This window comes from Acinetobacter sp. YH12129 (assembly GCF_013418685.1).
In the GTDB taxonomy this organism is placed as follows: Bacteria; Pseudomonadota; Gammaproteobacteria; order Pseudomonadales; family Moraxellaceae; genus Acinetobacter; species Acinetobacter amyesii.
In genome coordinates this window covers 1-16,885 of the sequence record NZ_VPBP01000046.1, presented here as the reverse complement: position 1 = coordinate 16,885, position 16,885 = coordinate 1, and the positions used below count along the sequence as shown (strand labels likewise).

The 16,885-nt window shown below is 40.1% G+C and carries 16 protein-coding genes and 2 pseudogenes; 7 read left to right on the top strand and 11 right to left on the bottom strand.

The window, feature by feature from the left end; translation table 11 throughout:
- The 3 genes and pseudogenes from FTU65_RS16495 to FTU65_RS15190 all read right to left on the bottom strand — a co-directional run.
- A pseudogene (locus FTU65_RS16495) lies at positions 1-64 on the bottom strand (helix-turn-helix domain-containing protein); the annotation flags it as partial.
- A gap of 101 nt (positions 65-165) precedes the next feature.
- Positions 166-1,341 carry a YbfB/YjiJ family MFS transporter gene (locus tag FTU65_RS15195; protein ID WP_180012098.1) on the bottom strand — a complete coding sequence of 392 codons (1,176 nt, stop codon included), beginning with the start codon at positions 1,339-1,341 and terminating at the stop codon, positions 166-168.
- 230 nt (positions 1,342-1,571) lie between these two features.
- Positions 1,572-3,002, bottom strand: coding sequence for a pyridoxal phosphate-dependent aminotransferase (locus FTU65_RS15190; RefSeq protein ID WP_078189059.1), 1,431 nt, complete (start codon positions 3,000-3,002; stop codon positions 1,572-1,574).
- Positions 3,003-3,230: 228 nt separating this feature from the next.
- Between FTU65_RS15190 and msrB the strand changes: the two genes are divergently transcribed.
- From msrB to FTU65_RS15175, 3 genes are all read left to right on the top strand, one after another.
- Entirely contained in the window at positions 3,231-3,650 is a 420-nt protein-coding gene (gene msrB, locus FTU65_RS15185; protein ID WP_180004102.1) for a peptide-methionine (R)-S-oxide reductase MsrB, read from the top strand.
- A complete protein-coding gene (locus FTU65_RS15180) occupies positions 3,647-4,129 on the top strand; it encodes a glutathione peroxidase (RefSeq protein ID WP_180004104.1) in 483 nt (160 codons plus the stop codon). The genes msrB and FTU65_RS15180 overlap by 4 nt, the downstream gene beginning before the upstream one ends.
- A gap of 105 nt (positions 4,130-4,234) precedes the next feature.
- Positions 4,235-4,756 carry an energy transducer TonB gene (locus FTU65_RS15175; RefSeq protein ID WP_180067007.1) on the top strand — a complete coding sequence of 174 codons (522 nt, stop codon included), beginning with the start codon at positions 4,235-4,237 and terminating at the stop codon, positions 4,754-4,756.
- Between the two features lie 365 nt (positions 4,757-5,121).
- Here FTU65_RS15175 and dapC read toward each other — a convergent pair whose 3' ends face one another.
- The 5 genes from dapC to FTU65_RS15150 form a co-directional block, all read right to left on the bottom strand.
- Entirely contained in the window at positions 5,122-6,291 is a 1,170-nt protein-coding gene (gene dapC, locus FTU65_RS15170) for a succinyldiaminopimelate transaminase (RefSeq protein ID WP_180067005.1), read from the bottom strand.
- A gap of 24 nt (positions 6,292-6,315) precedes the next feature.
- Positions 6,316-8,982: a [protein-PII] uridylyltransferase gene (gene glnD / locus FTU65_RS15165; RefSeq protein WP_180065995.1), complete on the bottom strand. Its 2,667-nt coding sequence runs from the start codon at positions 8,980-8,982 to the stop codon at positions 6,316-6,318.
- A 29-nt stretch (positions 8,983-9,011) separates the two neighbouring features.
- A complete protein-coding gene (gene purT / locus FTU65_RS15160) occupies positions 9,012-10,226 on the bottom strand; it encodes a formate-dependent phosphoribosylglycinamide formyltransferase (RefSeq protein ID WP_171263820.1) in 1,215 nt (404 codons plus the stop codon).
- Positions 10,227-11,134: 908 nt separating this feature from the next.
- The gene (gene ygaH, locus FTU65_RS15155) at positions 11,135-11,482 is read right to left on the bottom strand and encodes an L-valine transporter subunit YgaH (protein WP_078189050.1); all 348 of its coding nucleotides are present in this window, start codon (positions 11,480-11,482) and stop codon (positions 11,135-11,137) included.
- Positions 11,479-12,231 (bottom strand): AzlC family ABC transporter permease, encoded by a 753-nt coding sequence (locus FTU65_RS15150; protein WP_078194362.1) that lies wholly within the window; start codon positions 12,229-12,231, stop codon positions 11,479-11,481. The genes ygaH and FTU65_RS15150 overlap by 4 nt, the downstream gene beginning before the upstream one ends.
- A gap of 103 nt (positions 12,232-12,334) precedes the next feature.
- Between FTU65_RS15150 and FTU65_RS15145 the strand changes: the two genes are divergently transcribed.
- Both FTU65_RS15145 and FTU65_RS15140 read left to right on the top strand, forming a co-directional pair.
- On the top strand, positions 12,335-12,814 hold the full coding sequence (locus FTU65_RS15145; RefSeq protein ID WP_180004110.1) for a hypothetical protein: 480 nt from the start codon (positions 12,335-12,337) through the stop codon (positions 12,812-12,814).
- A gap of 433 nt (positions 12,815-13,247) precedes the next feature.
- Positions 13,248-13,406 (top strand): hypothetical protein, encoded by a 159-nt coding sequence (locus FTU65_RS15140; RefSeq protein ID WP_180133541.1) that lies wholly within the window; start codon positions 13,248-13,250, stop codon positions 13,404-13,406.
- A gap of 96 nt (positions 13,407-13,502) precedes the next feature.
- Here the strand turns inward: FTU65_RS15140 and FTU65_RS15135 are convergent, their stop codons facing one another.
- Positions 13,503-14,210 (bottom strand): Crp/Fnr family transcriptional regulator, encoded by a 708-nt coding sequence (locus FTU65_RS15135; RefSeq protein ID WP_180065997.1) that lies wholly within the window; start codon positions 14,208-14,210, stop codon positions 13,503-13,505.
- Between the two features lie 100 nt (positions 14,211-14,310).
- Between FTU65_RS15135 and FTU65_RS15130 the strand changes: the two genes are divergently transcribed.
- On the top strand, positions 14,311-14,850 hold the full coding sequence (locus tag FTU65_RS15130; protein WP_180012090.1) for a DUF962 domain-containing protein: 540 nt from the start codon (positions 14,311-14,313) through the stop codon (positions 14,848-14,850).
- A gap of 63 nt (positions 14,851-14,913) precedes the next feature.
- Here the strand turns inward: FTU65_RS15130 and FTU65_RS15125 are convergent, their stop codons facing one another.
- Positions 14,914-15,306, bottom strand: a complete 393-nt coding sequence (locus FTU65_RS15125; RefSeq protein WP_257223002.1) for a hypothetical protein — start codon at positions 15,304-15,306, stop codon at positions 14,914-14,916.
- Positions 15,307-15,579: 273 nt separating this feature from the next.
- Positions 15,580-16,671 carry a redox-regulated ATPase YchF gene (gene ychF, locus FTU65_RS15120; protein WP_078189045.1) on the bottom strand — a complete coding sequence of 364 codons (1,092 nt, stop codon included), beginning with the start codon at positions 16,669-16,671 and terminating at the stop codon, positions 15,580-15,582.
- Between the two features lie 149 nt (positions 16,672-16,820).
- On the opposite strand from ychF, the pseudogene FTU65_RS16490 reads away from it, so the two are divergent.
- Positions 16,821-16,885: pseudogene (locus tag FTU65_RS16490) on the top strand (helix-turn-helix domain-containing protein); the annotation flags it as partial.

Below are 16,885 nucleotides of genomic sequence, written 5' to 3'. Positions count from 1 at the left end.
TGGCCAGAAAAATGAGTCGTTCTCGCTGTTCTAAACTAAGTGGTACAGAAACAATCCGAGGCATGTGTGAACATCTGTTAACTAAAAAAACCTTTTCGCATGATTAGTTATTTTTGTCAACTTATATACATGATTGGTGATGTAGTTGAATGTCTTGTGATCTACCTAGACGAGATGCTTACTTAATTTTGCAGTGCGAGTGAACCAAAAGAGTTGTAGTGTTCCAATGAAGAGCACGCATGCGGCCAAAATAAATTGCTGTGAATAATCAATACCGATTCGCTGTAAAAAACTAAAGCTTATACCGCCAATCAATTGAATAGATGCAAAGCACAGGGTTGCAATACTCCAGAGCTTTTTATAGGCGCTACCATAGATTTGCAGAATGGTATAAGAGGTAAGAAAAACCACTGCTGGATTGAGTAGGCCTGTAGCAAAAGAAGATAAAAAAGTAAAAAGTGGATGGATATTAATAATTGCTATAAAAATCGCGAAGACATAGCAGCTATATAAAATTTTAAGAGCGCTGATATTTCCCAGTTTTTGTGCTAGGCAGTAAGCAGCAAATGCCCCTAAAGCACTCCCCAGACCATATAAAATCCAATTGAAATTGATCCCGATCGGGCTCAGGTGTAGGGTGTGAGTTAAATAGTCAATCCAAAATAATGAATGGGGCACGTAAGCAAAAGCACTGGTGCTATACACAATTAAGAGACAATAGAAAATTCCATCGACTTTATGTTCTACTGCAGGAATCGCGGTGAGTGTTGTGAGCTGTAATTTAAAACTCTTCAAAAGCACGCTGAGTAACATACAAATCAGGCTTGAAAAAGCAAACAAAATCAACCAAGCCCACATTGTCGAAATTTGTTGGATGTAAGGCAAAAATAGCGTTGCCATTAACACCCCTAAGCCAATACCACTGAAACCAATAAAGTTGATTTTAAAGCGGTCTTGAAGCTGTGAACATTGGGCCACGACACTTGGGGAGAGGATCATTAGTAAGCCGCCGCTGATCCCTGAAATAACGCGCCAAGTGCTATACCAAAGTTCTGAAAAACCTGAAAATGCACAACTGAGTAAACTGAGTGTCCCTGCAATAGCTGCGAGTTGGATATAATTCACCATGCTTTTATTTTGGGGTAATTTCATGGCCCAAAATGCACCGATCAAGTAGCCGAGCAAATTGGCACTGCCTAAGATGCTGGCAAAACTTGGGCTCCAACCAAATGCTTCACGGGTTGAAGGGAGGAGTGCGGTATAGGAAAAACGTAATATCCCGATGCCTAGGCACATGCTTAGACAGAGAAATAGGCTCAGTTTAATTTTGTTAGAGAACATCCTGTACTCATGTATTTTTATGATTGGTTAAAAAATAACATGAATATGCTGTAGAAAAATCAACAGATCTTAAAGTTTTGACTAAGGTCTAAGCTCAAAATAAATTATTAAAAACTTAACTATTCAAAAAGATAGCTGTGGTGTGAGTACAGTAAGAAGTCAAATTTAAAGATACAGTAATAAAAAACCGTACACGGCGTACGGTTTTTTATTTTTAAAGCACTTATGAATTAACGCATTTTCGCCAAGAAACGACCTAAACGAGTGAGTGCTTCACGTAGTTCATTTTCAGCAGGCAAGAACACCACACGGAAATGATCAGGTGTCGGCCAGTTAAAACCTGTACCTTGAACCAAAAGCACTTTTTCAGCACGGAGGAAATCTAACATGAATTTCTCATCGTCTTGGATTGGGTAAATTTCAGGATCCAATTTAGGGAAGCAGTACATTGCACCCTCTGGTTTCACACAAGATACACCTGGAATATCATTCAACATTTCCCAAGCAATGTTACGTTGTTCATATAAACGGCCGCCCGGACGGATGAGATCATTAATTGATTGATAACCGCCTAAAGCTGTTTGAATCGCATATTGCGCTTGGTGGTTGGCACACAGACGCATCGACGCCAACATGTCTAAACCTTCAATGTAGTCGAGCGCACGTGATTTATCGCCTGTAATTGCCATCCAGCCCGAACGGTAACCTGCAATTCGGTATGCTTTCGATAAGCCATTGAAAGAAATACACAACTGATCACCTGCCAATGACGCAACAGAAACATGTTCAATACCGTCATAAACGATCTTGTCGTAAATTTCATCAGCAAACAAAATTAAGTCGTATTTCTTCGCAAGAGCCACAATTTGCTCAAGCACATGACGTGGGTAAACCGCACCTGTTGGGTTGTTCGGGTTAATCACCACGATACCGCGGGTATTCGGGGTGATTTTACTTTCCATGTCGGCAATATCTGGATACCAGAAATTTTCTTCATCACATTTATAGTGAATGGCAGTACCGCCAGAAAGGTTAACTGCTGCAGTCCACAATGGATAATCTGGCATTGGCACCAGCATTTCGTCGCCATCGTCGAGCAAGCCTTGCATTGCCATCACGATCAGTTCAGATACGCCATTTCCGACATACACGTCATTGACGTGCATGTTTAAAATGCCTTTTTGCTGGTAGTACTGACAAATTGCTTTACGCGCAGGGAAGATGCCTTTTGAGTCGGTATAACCAATTGCATTTGGCAGGTTGAGTGCCACGTCGTTAATAATTTCTTGAGGTGCTTCAAAACCAAAAGGAGCAGGGTTACCAATATTTAATTTAATAATTTTATGGCCAGCCTCTTCCATCTCATTGGCCGCTCGCAACACTGGTCCGCGAATGTCGTAGCAAACATGCTCGAGCTTAGACGATTTCTTAATTTCGCGTGGGGTGTTAAACGTATTCGGCATTTTTATATTCTCGGAAAGAGTGGAGGTCACTTTTGCATAACGGTATAAATAGCTTTTAAATGTCTCGGTCGTTACTAAATCGAGATGATGTTCGTCTCTGAGTAAAGCAACTATTTTTTCATGCGTAAACCCTGCCTGTTGATATTGTTTGATCACGGGCAGCAGATTTTTAAAAATTACGCTCTTTTTCTGCGACATTTTTTTATCCTGAGCAAGAGTAGGGCTAAGATTATCACTAAAGTTGCTCACAAAAAAGCATTTAATTTGGTATTTTGCTCACCACGATTTTATATTTGCTTACTTTTTGCTTTTTTGGTCATTATATAGATTTTGTAAATTGTTGAATAAAGACTAGAAATTTAAGAATGAATGACGTAAATATAGGATTATCCTATTTTAAATACCACGATATAAAGGGACGTCATCATGGGAAAACTCAATAAAACAGAAAGAGAATGGCAAAGAGAATTGTCACCAGAAGAGTTTCGCATAACGCGTCAGAAAGGCACGGAGCAAGCTTTCACTGGAAAATATTGGAATACGAAACAAGCTGGCACGTATGTATGTCGTTGTTGCGGGGAACCGCTTTTTTCTTCTGAAACAAAATACGATAGCGGTTGTGGTTGGCCGAGCTTTTATAAGCCAATTGAACCTGCTGCGGTGGAAGAAAATGTAGATACGACACACGGTATGGTCAGAACAGAAATTGTTTGTCATCATTGTGACGCACATTTAGGGCATGTTTTCCCTGATGGACCACAGCCGACTGGATTGCGTTATTGTATTAATTCAGCATCCTTAGAATTAGAAACAAAACAAAAAAATGATGAGGAAACTTATCCATGACCACCATTCACCAGTTTGAAGCAGAATTACTGGACGGAAGTAATAAATCCTTTGCAGATTATGAAGGCCAGGTTTTATTAATTGTAAATACCGCTAGTAAATGTGGATTTACTCCTCAATTTGCTGGTTTGGAGAAAATTTACGAACAATATAAAGATCAAGGTTTTGAGGTTTTAGGTTTTCCATGCAACCAATTTGGCGGACAAGATCCGGGTTCAAATGATCAAATTGGCGCATTTTGTCAAAAAAACTATGGCGTATCTTTTCCGATGTTTGCCAAAGTGAATGTAAAAGGCCCTGAAGCGCATGTGATTTTCCGTTATTTAACCAATAACTCGAAAGGCGTATTGGGTAATGGTATTAAATGGAACTTCACCAAGTTTTTAATTGGCAAAAATGGGCAAGTTATTAACCGCTATGCACCCACGACCAAGCCTGAAACATTGAATGAAGATATTGAAAAAGCTTTGGCTCAGTAAAATGAAGTGAATCATTGGCCGAACTGAGGTTGATATAAAGGCGCGGAAGCGTCTTTATTTTTTTGGATGTTTATACTGAAGTCTCTTTATTTGAAGGTCATAACATTGTTTAAGCAGATGGTTAAACGTCGAATTTGTGTTTTAACGTTTTTTTTACTTGTATGTGTGGGGATAGCTTGGGCAGATAGCAATCCAAGTGCATCTGAACCTACAAAAATGTCTGTTGTTGCAAGCAATCTAGACCGCACGACAGATGCTCGGGTCAATGCATTATTGCAATTATTAAAAACACCTGTTGAAGAATACCAACCTACGCGTGTTGCCGATGTAATTGATCCACATGTCAAACCGAAAATGTATGAAGTCTCTTGGGTAAATGCACCACAATATGTGCTGTCTGCGTCTGAAATGAAAACATATAAGCATCCTGTCAAACTACAGCTCACTGTGATTGCTGCAACAGGCTATATTGGTAGCTCAAAACTCATCGCAAGTTCAGGCTCTAAAAGCTTTGATCAAAAAGTACAAAAATCCCTATTGGTTGCGCGACTTGAACCTATTCCGATGGTTGATAAAAATCTCAGTTATACCGTTGAATATGAATTTACTCTTCATCCACCTCAATAAGCTTATAGCAGAAGGCAAATTTTGAGTTCCATAAATGATCTGTTATTACTGGTGGATCTAATTGATAAAGAAAGATATTACTTTGCAACTAGCTAAAACCTTTCAGTGTCTGTTTGTCTATACGCTTTACAACAATTCGTTATGACCATACTTATTTTTCATACAGCGTTTAACAGTGAGAGAACCTCGAACATTTAAATTGAGTGCAACATTTGATTTCTAATAGTGTTCAATGATTTCTTAATGATTGTTTATAAATAATTATTGCTAGATGATTAGCTCTGAATGATTGTTAAGAAATGACTCAAATAAAAATGCCCCAAATTTGGGGCATTTTTTGTTTTAAGCAAAACACTTTAAATCAATTAAAGTACTGCTTTTAAGCGACGAATCACTTCTTCACATTGGGTAATATCAGCAACCAGAGCTAAGCGGACATGGTTTTCACCCGGATTACCTTGTGCTGTATCACGTGATAAATAACGGCCTGGAAGCACTTTAACGTGTGCTTTTTCCATCAGCATTTTGGCAAAAGTTTCATCATTATCCACTTTTAACCAGTAGTAGAACCCTGCATCAGGTTTTTGTAATGGTAGTAGGTGACCCAGTTCGCGTTGGAATAATTCAAATTTTGCACGGTACTGGACGCGGTTTTCTTCGACGTGTGCTTCGTCATCCCAAGCTGCAATTGAAGCCAACTGGTGTTGAACAGGCATCGCAGCGCCATGATAAGTACGGTATTGTAAATAAGGTTTTAAAAGCGCTGCATCACCTGCAACAAAGCCAGAGCGCATACCCGGTAAGTTAGAGCGCTTAGACAATGAGTGGAATACCACGCAGTTTTTATAGTCATCACGACCCATTTCAGCACAGACTTCAAGCAGACCAATAGGTGCTTCATCAAACCAAAGTTCTGAGTAGCATTCATCAGATGCAATCACAAAATTATATTGGTCAGATAGTGCTATCAGTTTTTTAAACTGTTCTTTAGAGAGTACGGCACCTGTAGGATTACCCGGTGTGCAGACAAACAGTAAAGCGGTTTTTTCCCAAACTTCAGCTGGTACAGCGTCAAAGTCGCCAAGGTAGTTATTTTCTTCTGTACAGTTGATGAAGTAAGGCTCTGCACCCGCAAGTAAAGTTGCGCCTTCATAGATTTGGTAAAACGGATTTGGCATCACCACATAAGGGGCATCTTCACGTTTAACCAAAGCTTGTACAAACGAGAAGATCGCTTCACGTGTACCTGATACAGGCAGGATGTTGGTATCTGCACTGATGCTATTGAGTTTAAAGCGACGGGTTAACCAATTTGCAATACTTGTGCGGAGCTCAGGTAAACCTTTACTGTTTGGGTAAGTGGATAAGTGCTGAAAATTATCAATAATGGCCTGTTTCACAAACTCCGGTGCAGGATGCTTTGGCTCACCAATCGATAGGGGAATCAAAGGCAAATCTGCGGGTTTCACATCCTGAAATAGCTTATTTAGCTTTTCAAATGGATAAGGGTGCAATAATGACAAACTGGAGTTCATGGAATGGATACCGATCAATTTAAGTTAATGATGACTACAAACCTGATTCGATGCTTCATCGAGTGCTGACTTTAACTGTGCAGCAAACGTTTCCGCTTCTGAATCACTCATAGGTGAGCCATCTTTTTTAGTGACATAGAAAATATCTTCAGCACGTTCACCGAGCGTTGCAATTTTCGCAGAGTGAATATCTAGACCTTGCATCATAAATAAACCACCAACTTTAGCAAGTAAGCCCGGATGGTCAAGTGTCGCAATTTCAACCATATTTTGTTGAAGTGCTTCATTGAAAGAAATACTCACGGTATTTTCAATATCAAAATGACGCAGTTGACGTGGGATACGACGTTGCATCAGGCCTGGATACTTATCAGATTGGCTTAAGGCTTTTTTGAGCGCTTCAATAACAGTTTGCTCACGTTCAGGATCTGTTAATAAGGTGCCAAAACGGTCAAGTACAACATAAGTGTCCAAACTAAATGCAGTGGATGCAGTGATAATTCGAGCATCCTGAACATCTAGATTCATTCTGTCCAAAATAGCCACTGTGGTCGCAAACAAGTTAGGTTGATCTTGAGTGTAAATAAAGATCTGTACCGCATCTTGTGCAAATTTGCGATGTGCTCGCATCATCACCAATGGTTCTGCATTATTGCCATGTTTTAAAATGGCGCGCGTATGCCATGCGATTTCATCGGCAGATTCTTTCAGGAAATATTCATCACCGAGTTCTTGCCAAACAGTTTCTACATCGTAGAGCGCAAAATCGTTGACTAACAGTTCACTGGCCGCAAATTTGGTATCTTCAATCAGCATTGGATAGTCTACAGGACGACCCAAACCTGAACGAATCACATCACGCGCTTGTGTATACAGTTGACGCATGAGTGATGCACGCCATGTATTCCAAAGTGTCGGATTGGTTGCGTTGATATCAGCAACTGTTAAGGTGTAGAGATAGTCGAGATGTTCCATATCACCCATTTTCTCAGCAAATTCTTTCACCACATCTGGATCGGAAATGTCTTTTTTCTGAGAAGTAACGGACATCAATAGATGGTTTTGAATCAACCATGCGACAAGGTTACATTCACGTTCAGTAAACCCATGGGTACGGCAGAAATCAATTGCATCCGCAGCACCAAGTTCACTATGGTCACCACCACGACCTTTGGCGATATCATGGAAAATTGCCGCTAAATATACGATGTCACGGCGCGCCAGTCGTTGGAATACAGAGCTAACGACAGGGAAGTCCTTGGCAAATTCAGGTTCTTTAAAACGGTTTAAATTACGCAGTAATAATAGGGTATGGGCATCGACAGTATAAATATGGAACAAGTCGTATTGCATGAGTCCCATGATTTGCCCAAAGGCAGGAATATAGTTGCCGAGCACACCATACCGTTTCATCGCCACCATGGTGTCATATAAACGGTAGGGTGAGCGAATGATCGCCATAAATAAGGCTTGATGTGCAGGATTGTCACGGAAGTTTTGATCAATACGTTTTGCCGCAAGAGACAATAGACGTAAAGTTCGGGCACGAATCCCTTCAATTTCTGGACGATTCGCCAAGAGGTAGAAAATTTCTAAAATAGCACTTGGATTTTCAGAAAAAATTTTATGATGCTGCACCGCCAATTTGCCATCGACTAATTTGAAATTGGTATTGATCTCTTCAATTTTACGTTCATAGTCAGGCAAGCGCGGTGTGATGACCGATTCATTGAAATAAGCCAAGAGCATTTCATTTAACGTCGTCACTTGCTGAGCGCTACGGTAGTAACGTTTCATGAACTGTTCGATTGGATAATTCGGTGATTTGCCTTCTTCACGCTGATAGCCAAATTTAGCGGCAATGTCACGTTGATAATCAAACAGTAAGCGGTTTTCGTCGCGCTTGGTTAAGCGATGTAAATGATGGCGAATTTCCCAAAGAAAGCTTTCTGTTTCTTCAAGAACACCCAGTTCAAACTCTGAAATAAAACCTAAATGTACTAGGTCATAGATGCGATTGACACGGAAATGACGCTTAGCAATCCAACCGATTTGGTTGATATCACGGATACCACCGGGAGCATTTTTAATATCGGGCTCTAAGTTGCTTTCAGTATTGTTATGTTGAGCATAGCGTTTGGCTTGCTCTTGCATTTTTGCATCATAGAAGGTTTTATCCGTCCATGTCTGTGACACGATACGGCGTGGCCATTTGGCTAGGTGTTCATTGCCCACAATCAAACGTGCTTCGATCAGCGCTGTTGCCACGGTTAAATCATTGGTAGCTTGAGCAACACAATCATTAATGGTACGCACACTGATGCCCGGCTTGAAATTACCAACATCCCAAAGTGTTGAAATAAAGCTCGAGATGAGTTTTTCTTGTTCTGGGCTGATTTCATCTTCAGACAAAATCATGATATCGACGTCGGAGTAAGGCAGCATTTCACGGCGACCATAGCCGCCGACGGCAAACAAACCGAGATCGGTTTGGTCGAGTTCAGCATGTGTCCATAAGAACTTTAAAGCTTCATCGATCAGGTTTGATCGAGCCAAAATCACATCACGAATCGACTGTCCATTTTCAAAACATTCCTGTAGCTGATTTTCAACATCTGAGCGCCATTGGTTAATCGCCTGAATGTCGTGGTTACTTTTAATGTAATTCAGCAGAGGAAGCGTATTGATCATGAACAGTGGTCCGTTAAGGTGTTACAAACTTAGTTTTGTTGAACACTGACTTGTTGTGCAGCATGTTGAGCAAGTTCACGCGCATGATCTGTGGTTTCAGCACGTGCTGTTGCTACGCCCATACGGCGACGTTTAAAGCCTTCTGGTTTACCAAAGAGGCGTAAATCGGTGTCTGGATTAGCCAAAGCAAGATTTAAGCCAGTAAATGATAAATTGGTATCATCCACGCCTGCATAGATGACTGCGCTCGCAGCAGTACTGTGTCGAGCAGTATTCACAGGCAGACCAAGAATGGCACGTGCATGCAGTTCGAATTCGCTTTGGAATTGCGATGCAAGCGTGACAAGGCCTGTATCGTGTGGACGAGGTGATACCTCACTAAACCATACTTTATCGCCTTTGACAAACAGTTCCACCCCAAAAATGCCACATCCACCTAATGCAATGGTTACTTTATTGGCAATACGCTTGGCTTCTTCTAAAGCAAGAGCAGTCATGAGTTGTGGCTGCCAACTTTCTACATAGTCGCCAGCGTCTTGGCGGTGGCCAATCGGGTCGCAGAATGATGTTTCAATTTCACCTGTTTCTGCATTTTTTGCACGAACAGTCAGCAGAGTGATTTCAAAGTCAAAGTCAATTTGTGATTCCACAATCACTGTACCTTGATTTACACGTCCACCTGTTTGTGCATATTCCCAAGCAGCATCGACTTCATCAAAGCTTTTTACACGTGACTGTCCTTTACCCGAAGACGACATGACAGGCTTAACAAAGTTTGGATAGCCAATGTCATCGCATGCAGCACGGAACGCTTCAAGGGTATTGGCAAATCGGTAGGCTGAAGTCGGGAGTCCAAGCTCTTCGGCAGCTAGACGGCGAATCCCTTCACGGTTCATCGTCAGGTTGACAGCTTTTGCTGATGGAATTACTGTTGCGATATTTTGTTCTTCAATCTCGACCAAAACTTGAGTCGCAATGGCTTCAATTTCAGGGACAATCAAATGAGGCTTCACTTGAGAAATTAAAGCTTTAAGTGCCTCAGGATCTGCCATATTTAAAGTATGAGAAAAATGTGCAACTTGCATGGCAGGAGCATGGTCATAACGATCGGCAGCATGAACTTCTACACCCAAACGTTGCAATGAAATCACAACTTCTTTACCGAGTTCACCAGAACCTAACAGTAAGACTTTATACGCTGAAGACTGAAGTGGAGTACCAATAGTGACGCTCATGTAAATCATCCATGCTTGATTTTATGGGAATTTAAGCATAGCAGAACTTGTTCGAGAGATAAGCGAGTGTTCACATAAATAAATGATATTGTCCAACAATTTTTTTTATATCTTTATGGGTAAGCGTTCGTGTAATTATTTATTTGTGGAAAATATTAAAAAATCATATTTAGTTGTTTTTATTTAAATTCACTTTAAATATGCCTGCATTTTTTTCAGATGCAGGGAATGGCTTAAAATTCAAATTTGCACATTGAAGCGCACGGAGCTATATAGATGTTTGGCGGAAATAGGGCCAGTACAGTAATCCGAGCAGTGGTACGGTGCATATACATAAAATCAATATTAAGCCAAGATTAAGCCTAAAACGGCAGTGAAATAAAGCGCATCTGTAGCCACCGACAGAAGGTGAAATGATGAATTGAGCCATGAACTGAGGCTGAAAATACACAATAGAAAAATCAATAAAAAACCCGACAGCTGCAGAACATTGCTTAACAGACGAGGCATCGATATATGTGGAAACATCAGGCGACGTGGATGTAAGTGCAGAATCTGCTGTGTGCAGTTATATAAGCCCACAATCTTTTGTTGCTGATTTTTCTCTATATAAATGGCGCGTATCTGATCTGCAGGTTGGCAATGTACAGCGCAGAAATTAGCACTGAATAGCTGGCTTTGAATGAAGCATTCAAATATACGCTTTCGATGGGCTTTTGCAGTCCCCAACTCAATTTAGATGGTTGTCTGGAATGAATATAAATTTTGCCTTGAATAAAATGGTACTTTGCCATCTATTGGTTTTCGCTAGATTTTTTATGTTATGCGTTGACTATCTCATAAATACTGCTAATTAAAAAGCACAGGCTAATGAAGCTTGTGCTTGATGTTTTATTTGGATTGTCGCTGACTCAGCTTTAGAGATGAAAAGGTATATAGGTATAGACTAAGCCGTAAGTCAGTGCCGCAGTCAGTGTAGCAGGGACAATTTTTTTAAACTTGAAATACAAGCCTGCAAGCACAGCAAATCCAACCAACATGGCAAAGCTTTTATTTGGTGTCTCAAGCAAAGGTGGTAAGGTTGCAACCACCAACATTGAACTAATTGCGGCAATACCAATCGAGCCCAAAGCGATTTTGAGCCATAAAGAACCACGCTGCTGTGAACCTTGCTGAAATTTCTGAATTACAAAGAATGGCCCAAACCGTGATGCAAAATTCGCAATCCCGACCAAGATCCCGACCAGGATAATTTCTAGATTCATGATGCTTCACCCATATGTTCAGGATCAGGTTTTTTTAAGACATAATGTTTGAATAAACCGGCAAAAATACCAGAAGAAATACCGATAAAAATCGCAGCAGACAAGTCGATAAAGTAGCAGGCAATCGCAGAAACAATAATTGTAACCGTGACCACAAATGTATGTTTTTTCTCAAATGCGGCAAGTAAAAAGCTTAAAAACAATGCAGGCAGCAGGAAGTCGAGTGCGGCTTGTAAAAATTGTGGAAGGTTGCTGACTTGATCGGCAAATAAACCGCCTAAAAATGAGCCTGTTGCCCATGACAGCCAACTAAATAAGCTGAGTCCTAACATCCAAGATTCTGACCATTCTTGACGACGTTGCGACAGTTTGATCATACCTGATGCGAAAACTTCGTCAGTTAAACCCCAAGCCCAAACTGCAGTTTTCTTTAAATTGAGTCGGTCTTGAATCAGGTTTTGTAAGGCAGGGCCATAGAGTAAATGGCGGATATCGAGGGCAATTACAGTAAGAGCAGTCATCCAAATAGATGTTCCACTTCCAAGTAAAGCAACGACGAGAAACTGACTGGCACCTGCATACATGGAGCATGATAAAAATAAGGCTTCCCACGCAGTGAAACCAAATTGAGTCGCAGAAACCCCAAATGCAAAAGAAACAGGAAGATAGGTAAAGATAATGGCTTGACTATCTTTAGCACCTTGCCAAAAACCCGCAGGCTGAACTGTAGGAAGTTTGTGCTCAGACACGACACACCTTTGAAAGAGTTGAACAACAGGTCAAATGATGATTGAGTATTGTACTCGAATTCACTAGCATATTGCCGAATATGTTTGCTGAAATGAGCCGGATATGCAGAGGTTAAAGATGCGTGGGATACTGATTGTTTCATTATTGAGCAGCACGGTGTTGTTGCAGGCCTGTGGTAATGATGGAGCTGAACAAGCTCAAGTCGAAATTAAAGCAGCACCTAAATTAACCAATGATGCAACGGAGTATGCTGCCAAAGCTTGGGCGTTTATCAATGAAGTCGATCCGATTGTTTATGCAAAGCAAGTCGATCAGATGGAAGAGAAAGTTCGTATTCCAGCGCGTAAATTGAGTACCGAATGGCGTATCAATGTCAAAATGACCGATTCTGTGACTGAAGGTAAATATGCACTGTGTCGTAAAGCTTTAACAAGTCTGGAAATTTGGGCACGTGAAAGTATTGATCAGAGTTCGACTGTTGCACAAAAGCAAGCAGATTATGAGCGTGATAAAAATCAATGCAAAGGTGCGATTGAAAACCCTGAACTCGGAAATACCGATCCGAAAAAAGTAGGCGTTTAACTCGATCAAAGCAGTGAATTTTCACTGCTTTTTTTTGGAAAATATCAAAAAACAAGAATAAATCTATAATAGAGGATTGGAAAATTCTCCTAAAAACATTGCTATTTCATATAAAAAATAAATCAGACTGCTGTCTTTGTGTTGAGCTTAGTTTCAAATTTACATGTTTATTTTTTGAATTTAAATAGATAAAGCATTGATAATGAATTGTAAAAATATCTTTTGAGAAAAATTTATTGTTAAAAACTCCCCATTATAGAACGCTAGTCGTCTGACTTTCTCTTTAATTAATATCTTTAAAATATTAATAATACAAAGTATGAATAATGTAATAAAAAATTAAAATTATCATTATTTGATAAATTGTGTAAAAATAACTGCGTATAAGATGAAGTATGTAAATTAAATTAAAGACGTTGAATAGGTGATTAAGATGAAAAAAACATTAATGATGTTATCGGTTTTGGCCGTTTTGACTACAGCAGTCAATGTACAAGCAGCGACTGAAGACAAATCAGAAGCATCAACTCAAGAAGTTGCAGCATGTACAAATGGTTTTGACAGTGTAAATGTTTGCCAATTATTGTCTTGATCAAAACTCGATAAAGTGAAGTGCCACAAATAAAAGCAAAATAACTATAAAGAATCATTCTGGTGCAATTAAATGCACTTATTTAAATCACAAATGTCAGACATCATGCACAGGAAGTGCATGAGCAATCTGATGTAACTGTGCTAGATCTAAAATTTCAATTTGTTTAAACGCAACATGAAGCACCTGCATTTTTTCCAACTGCTGAAGCTCCTGATTAACGGATTGTCTTGAGCAATTCATCAGTTGCGCGAGTTGTTCCTGCGAGATGTGTATGGTGTGTTGCTCAATTTCCAAATGATTTCCATATCCATTTAAAATAAACAGCAGACGCTGTGCGAGACGTTGACTTAAACTTTGCGTTTGTAAGGCTATGAGTTCCATAAAGGCATAGCGAAGTTTTTGACTGGTGAGCTGGGCAATATGAAACCAAAACTCAGGGTGTTGTTGTAATAATTGCTGAATTGCTTGAGCCGGTAAGTGTAATAAGGTGGACTTTTTGGTACAGATGGCATCGTGAGAACGTGGTAATTGGTCAACCAAGGATATTTCGCCAAACCACATAATCGGCTCAGCAATGGCGGCAATCGCTTCTTTGCCATGAATATCAATATAGCCTAAGCGAACTGCGCCTTCTAAGACCGCATACATACCATTAAAACGCTGTCCTGATAAAAAAACACGTGCGTCTTTTTCGAAAGTTAAGGTCAGGGCATGGCGGCAGATAAAGTCTTGGAAGGAAATATTTAAGCCTGAATACCACACATTTTTATTGAGTTGATGCACATATTGAGCGTCCAGCACAGCATATCCTTATTTTATGGTCCAACTTGTCTATTAGATGACAACTTTATTGATGCATTTTTTATATAGTGAAATGAGTGAATGAACAAGGAGTAAGTTGATGAGCAAACTTGAAAAGCTGCTAAGCCAATATGCAGCATATCATTTGGATCGAAAAAATGTGCTGACACATTTTGTGGGTATTCCGCTTATTGTATTTTCGATTATGTGTCTAACCGCACGAGCAGGGCTGATGATTTCAGGTTTTGAACTGACCCTTGCATTGTTGTTGATTATTGCCAGTGTCATTTATTACCTGAGTTTAGATAAAATTTTCGGTTTGATTATGCTTTTGGTGTTTGCCGTCACATATCCCTTAGCCTTAATGATCGCAAAAATGAGCCTTATGTCATGGTTGATCTGGAGTGTGGGGATCTTTGTTGTGGGTTGGATCATCCAATTTATCGGTCATTATTATGAAAAGAAAAAGCCTGCGTTTATGGATGATGTTATTGGCTTGGCAATAGGGCCTTTATTTGTCCTAGCAGAATTTGTGTTTCTACTCGGCTTTCGTAAAGAGCTTGAACAACGCATGTTGACAGAAGCAAGAAGACAGCGTGCAGAGATGGATGCAAAAGCATTACATATTGCTCAACCATAAATGAGTTGAATAAAAAAGCCGGATAATTCCGGCTTTTTTTGCGATGTGTTGATTCTCAACTGTTTAGGATTTCACAGCAACTTTATGTTGTTCCGCTGCGACCTTTTGTGCAGCGATTTTTGCTTTTGCGTCAGTATTTGCAGCTTTGGCAGCATGGGCTGAAGTTTTAGCTTCTGATTTTGCTTGTGTTGCAAGATGCTGTGCTTGAGCTGCATCATGTTTTGCTAATTTTTGATTATGTTTCACTTTACTCTGAGCCAATTGGCTGGCTTGTTTTGCATCGTGTCGAGCGACTTTTGCATCATGCTGTGCAACTTGTGCTGCATGTGTAGCAGTACGGTCCTGATGTTTTGCATCTTTAGCAATGGAAACACAAGTACCACCTTTATGGTTTGCACCTGTGCCACCTGTAAGTTTGGTGCCTTGTGGACATGCAAACGCAGTTACACTAAGCATTGTAAAGATACCTGCTGTTAGAATTTTGCTGATTTTTTTCATTGCTATTGTTCTATGAAAATAGGCATTAGTGCCTATGAGTAAATTTATAGCAGAACGGTAGCGATTTAAGTCGTTGCACTGTGGTGACTCAGCAACCAAATCATGTATTCGTGTCGATATAATTTTGTTTTTAAGCAGGTTTTAAGTTTTTAAATATGCTTATTTTTTGGCTTCATCATTTGCCTAAAATTAAAGAAGCCAGCAAATTGCTGGCTTCTTATGGGTGCTGTTTTATACGTTAAAACGGAAGTGTAAAACATCGCCATCTTGAACGATGTATGTTTTACCTTCTAAACGCCATTTACCTGCTTCTTTAGCGCCAGCTTCACCATTGTATTGAACGAAGTCGTTGTAGGCAACACATTCAGCACGAATAAAGCCTTTTTCGAAGTCAGTGTGAATCACACCTGCAGCTTGAGGTGCAGTTGCACCAATTTTTACTGTCCAAGCACGAACTTCTTGTACACCAGCTGTGAAGTATGTTTGAAGGCCGAGTAAGCCATAACCTGCACGAATAACTACGTTTAGACCAGGTTCTTCCATGCCTAAAGCTTCAAGGAATTCCGCACGGTCTTCGTCTTCAAGTAATGAAATTTCTGCTTCGATTTGGTTGCAAAGTGGAACCACAATCGCATTTTCTTCAGCAGCTAATTTTTGTACTGCTTCTAAGTGAGGGTTATTTTCGAAACCATCTTCTGCAACGTTGGCAATATACATGGTTGGTTTAAGGGTTAAGAAGCCATAACCACGCACCAATTTACGTTCATCTTCATCAAGGTCAGCTGCACGCGCAGGTTTACCTTCATCCAGTAAAGGTAAGATTTTGTCTAAAACAGCTTTGGTCGCAATCGCTTCTTTATCGCCACCTTTTGCAGATTTTGCTAGACGTGTAATTGCTTTAGAAACAGCTTCTAAGTCAGCAAGTGCAAGTTCAGTGTTGATTGTTGCGATATCGTCAAGTGGGTCAATTTTGCCATTTACGTGAATGACATTCTCGTCTTCAAAACAACGTACAACATGTGCAATAGCATCCGTTTCACGAATGTTGGCTAAGAATTGGTTACCAAGGCCTTCACCTTTAGATGCACCAGCAACGAGACCTGCGATATCCACAAATTCCATCGTGGTTGGGACAACACGTTGTGGGTTTACAATTTCAGCAAGTTTATCCATACGTGGGTCAGGTACAGGTACAATCCCAGTATTTGGCTCAATTGTACAGAATGGGAAGTTTTCAGCAGCAATCGCAGCTTTGGTTAATGCGTTGAAAAGCGTTGATTTACCAACGTTCGGCAGGCCGACAATACCACAGTTAAAACCCATGAAATAACTCACAAAGTATTATAAAAAAATTGTGGATGATTTTACATGAAAGCCATAATAAAGTCAGGTGATATGGGCAGGAGAATGTATAAGTTGACAAAAATAACTAATCATGCGAAAAGGTTTTTTTAGTTAACAGATGTTCACACATGCCTCGGATTGTTTCTGTACCACTTAGTTTAGAACAGCGAGAACGACTCATTTTTCTGGCCAA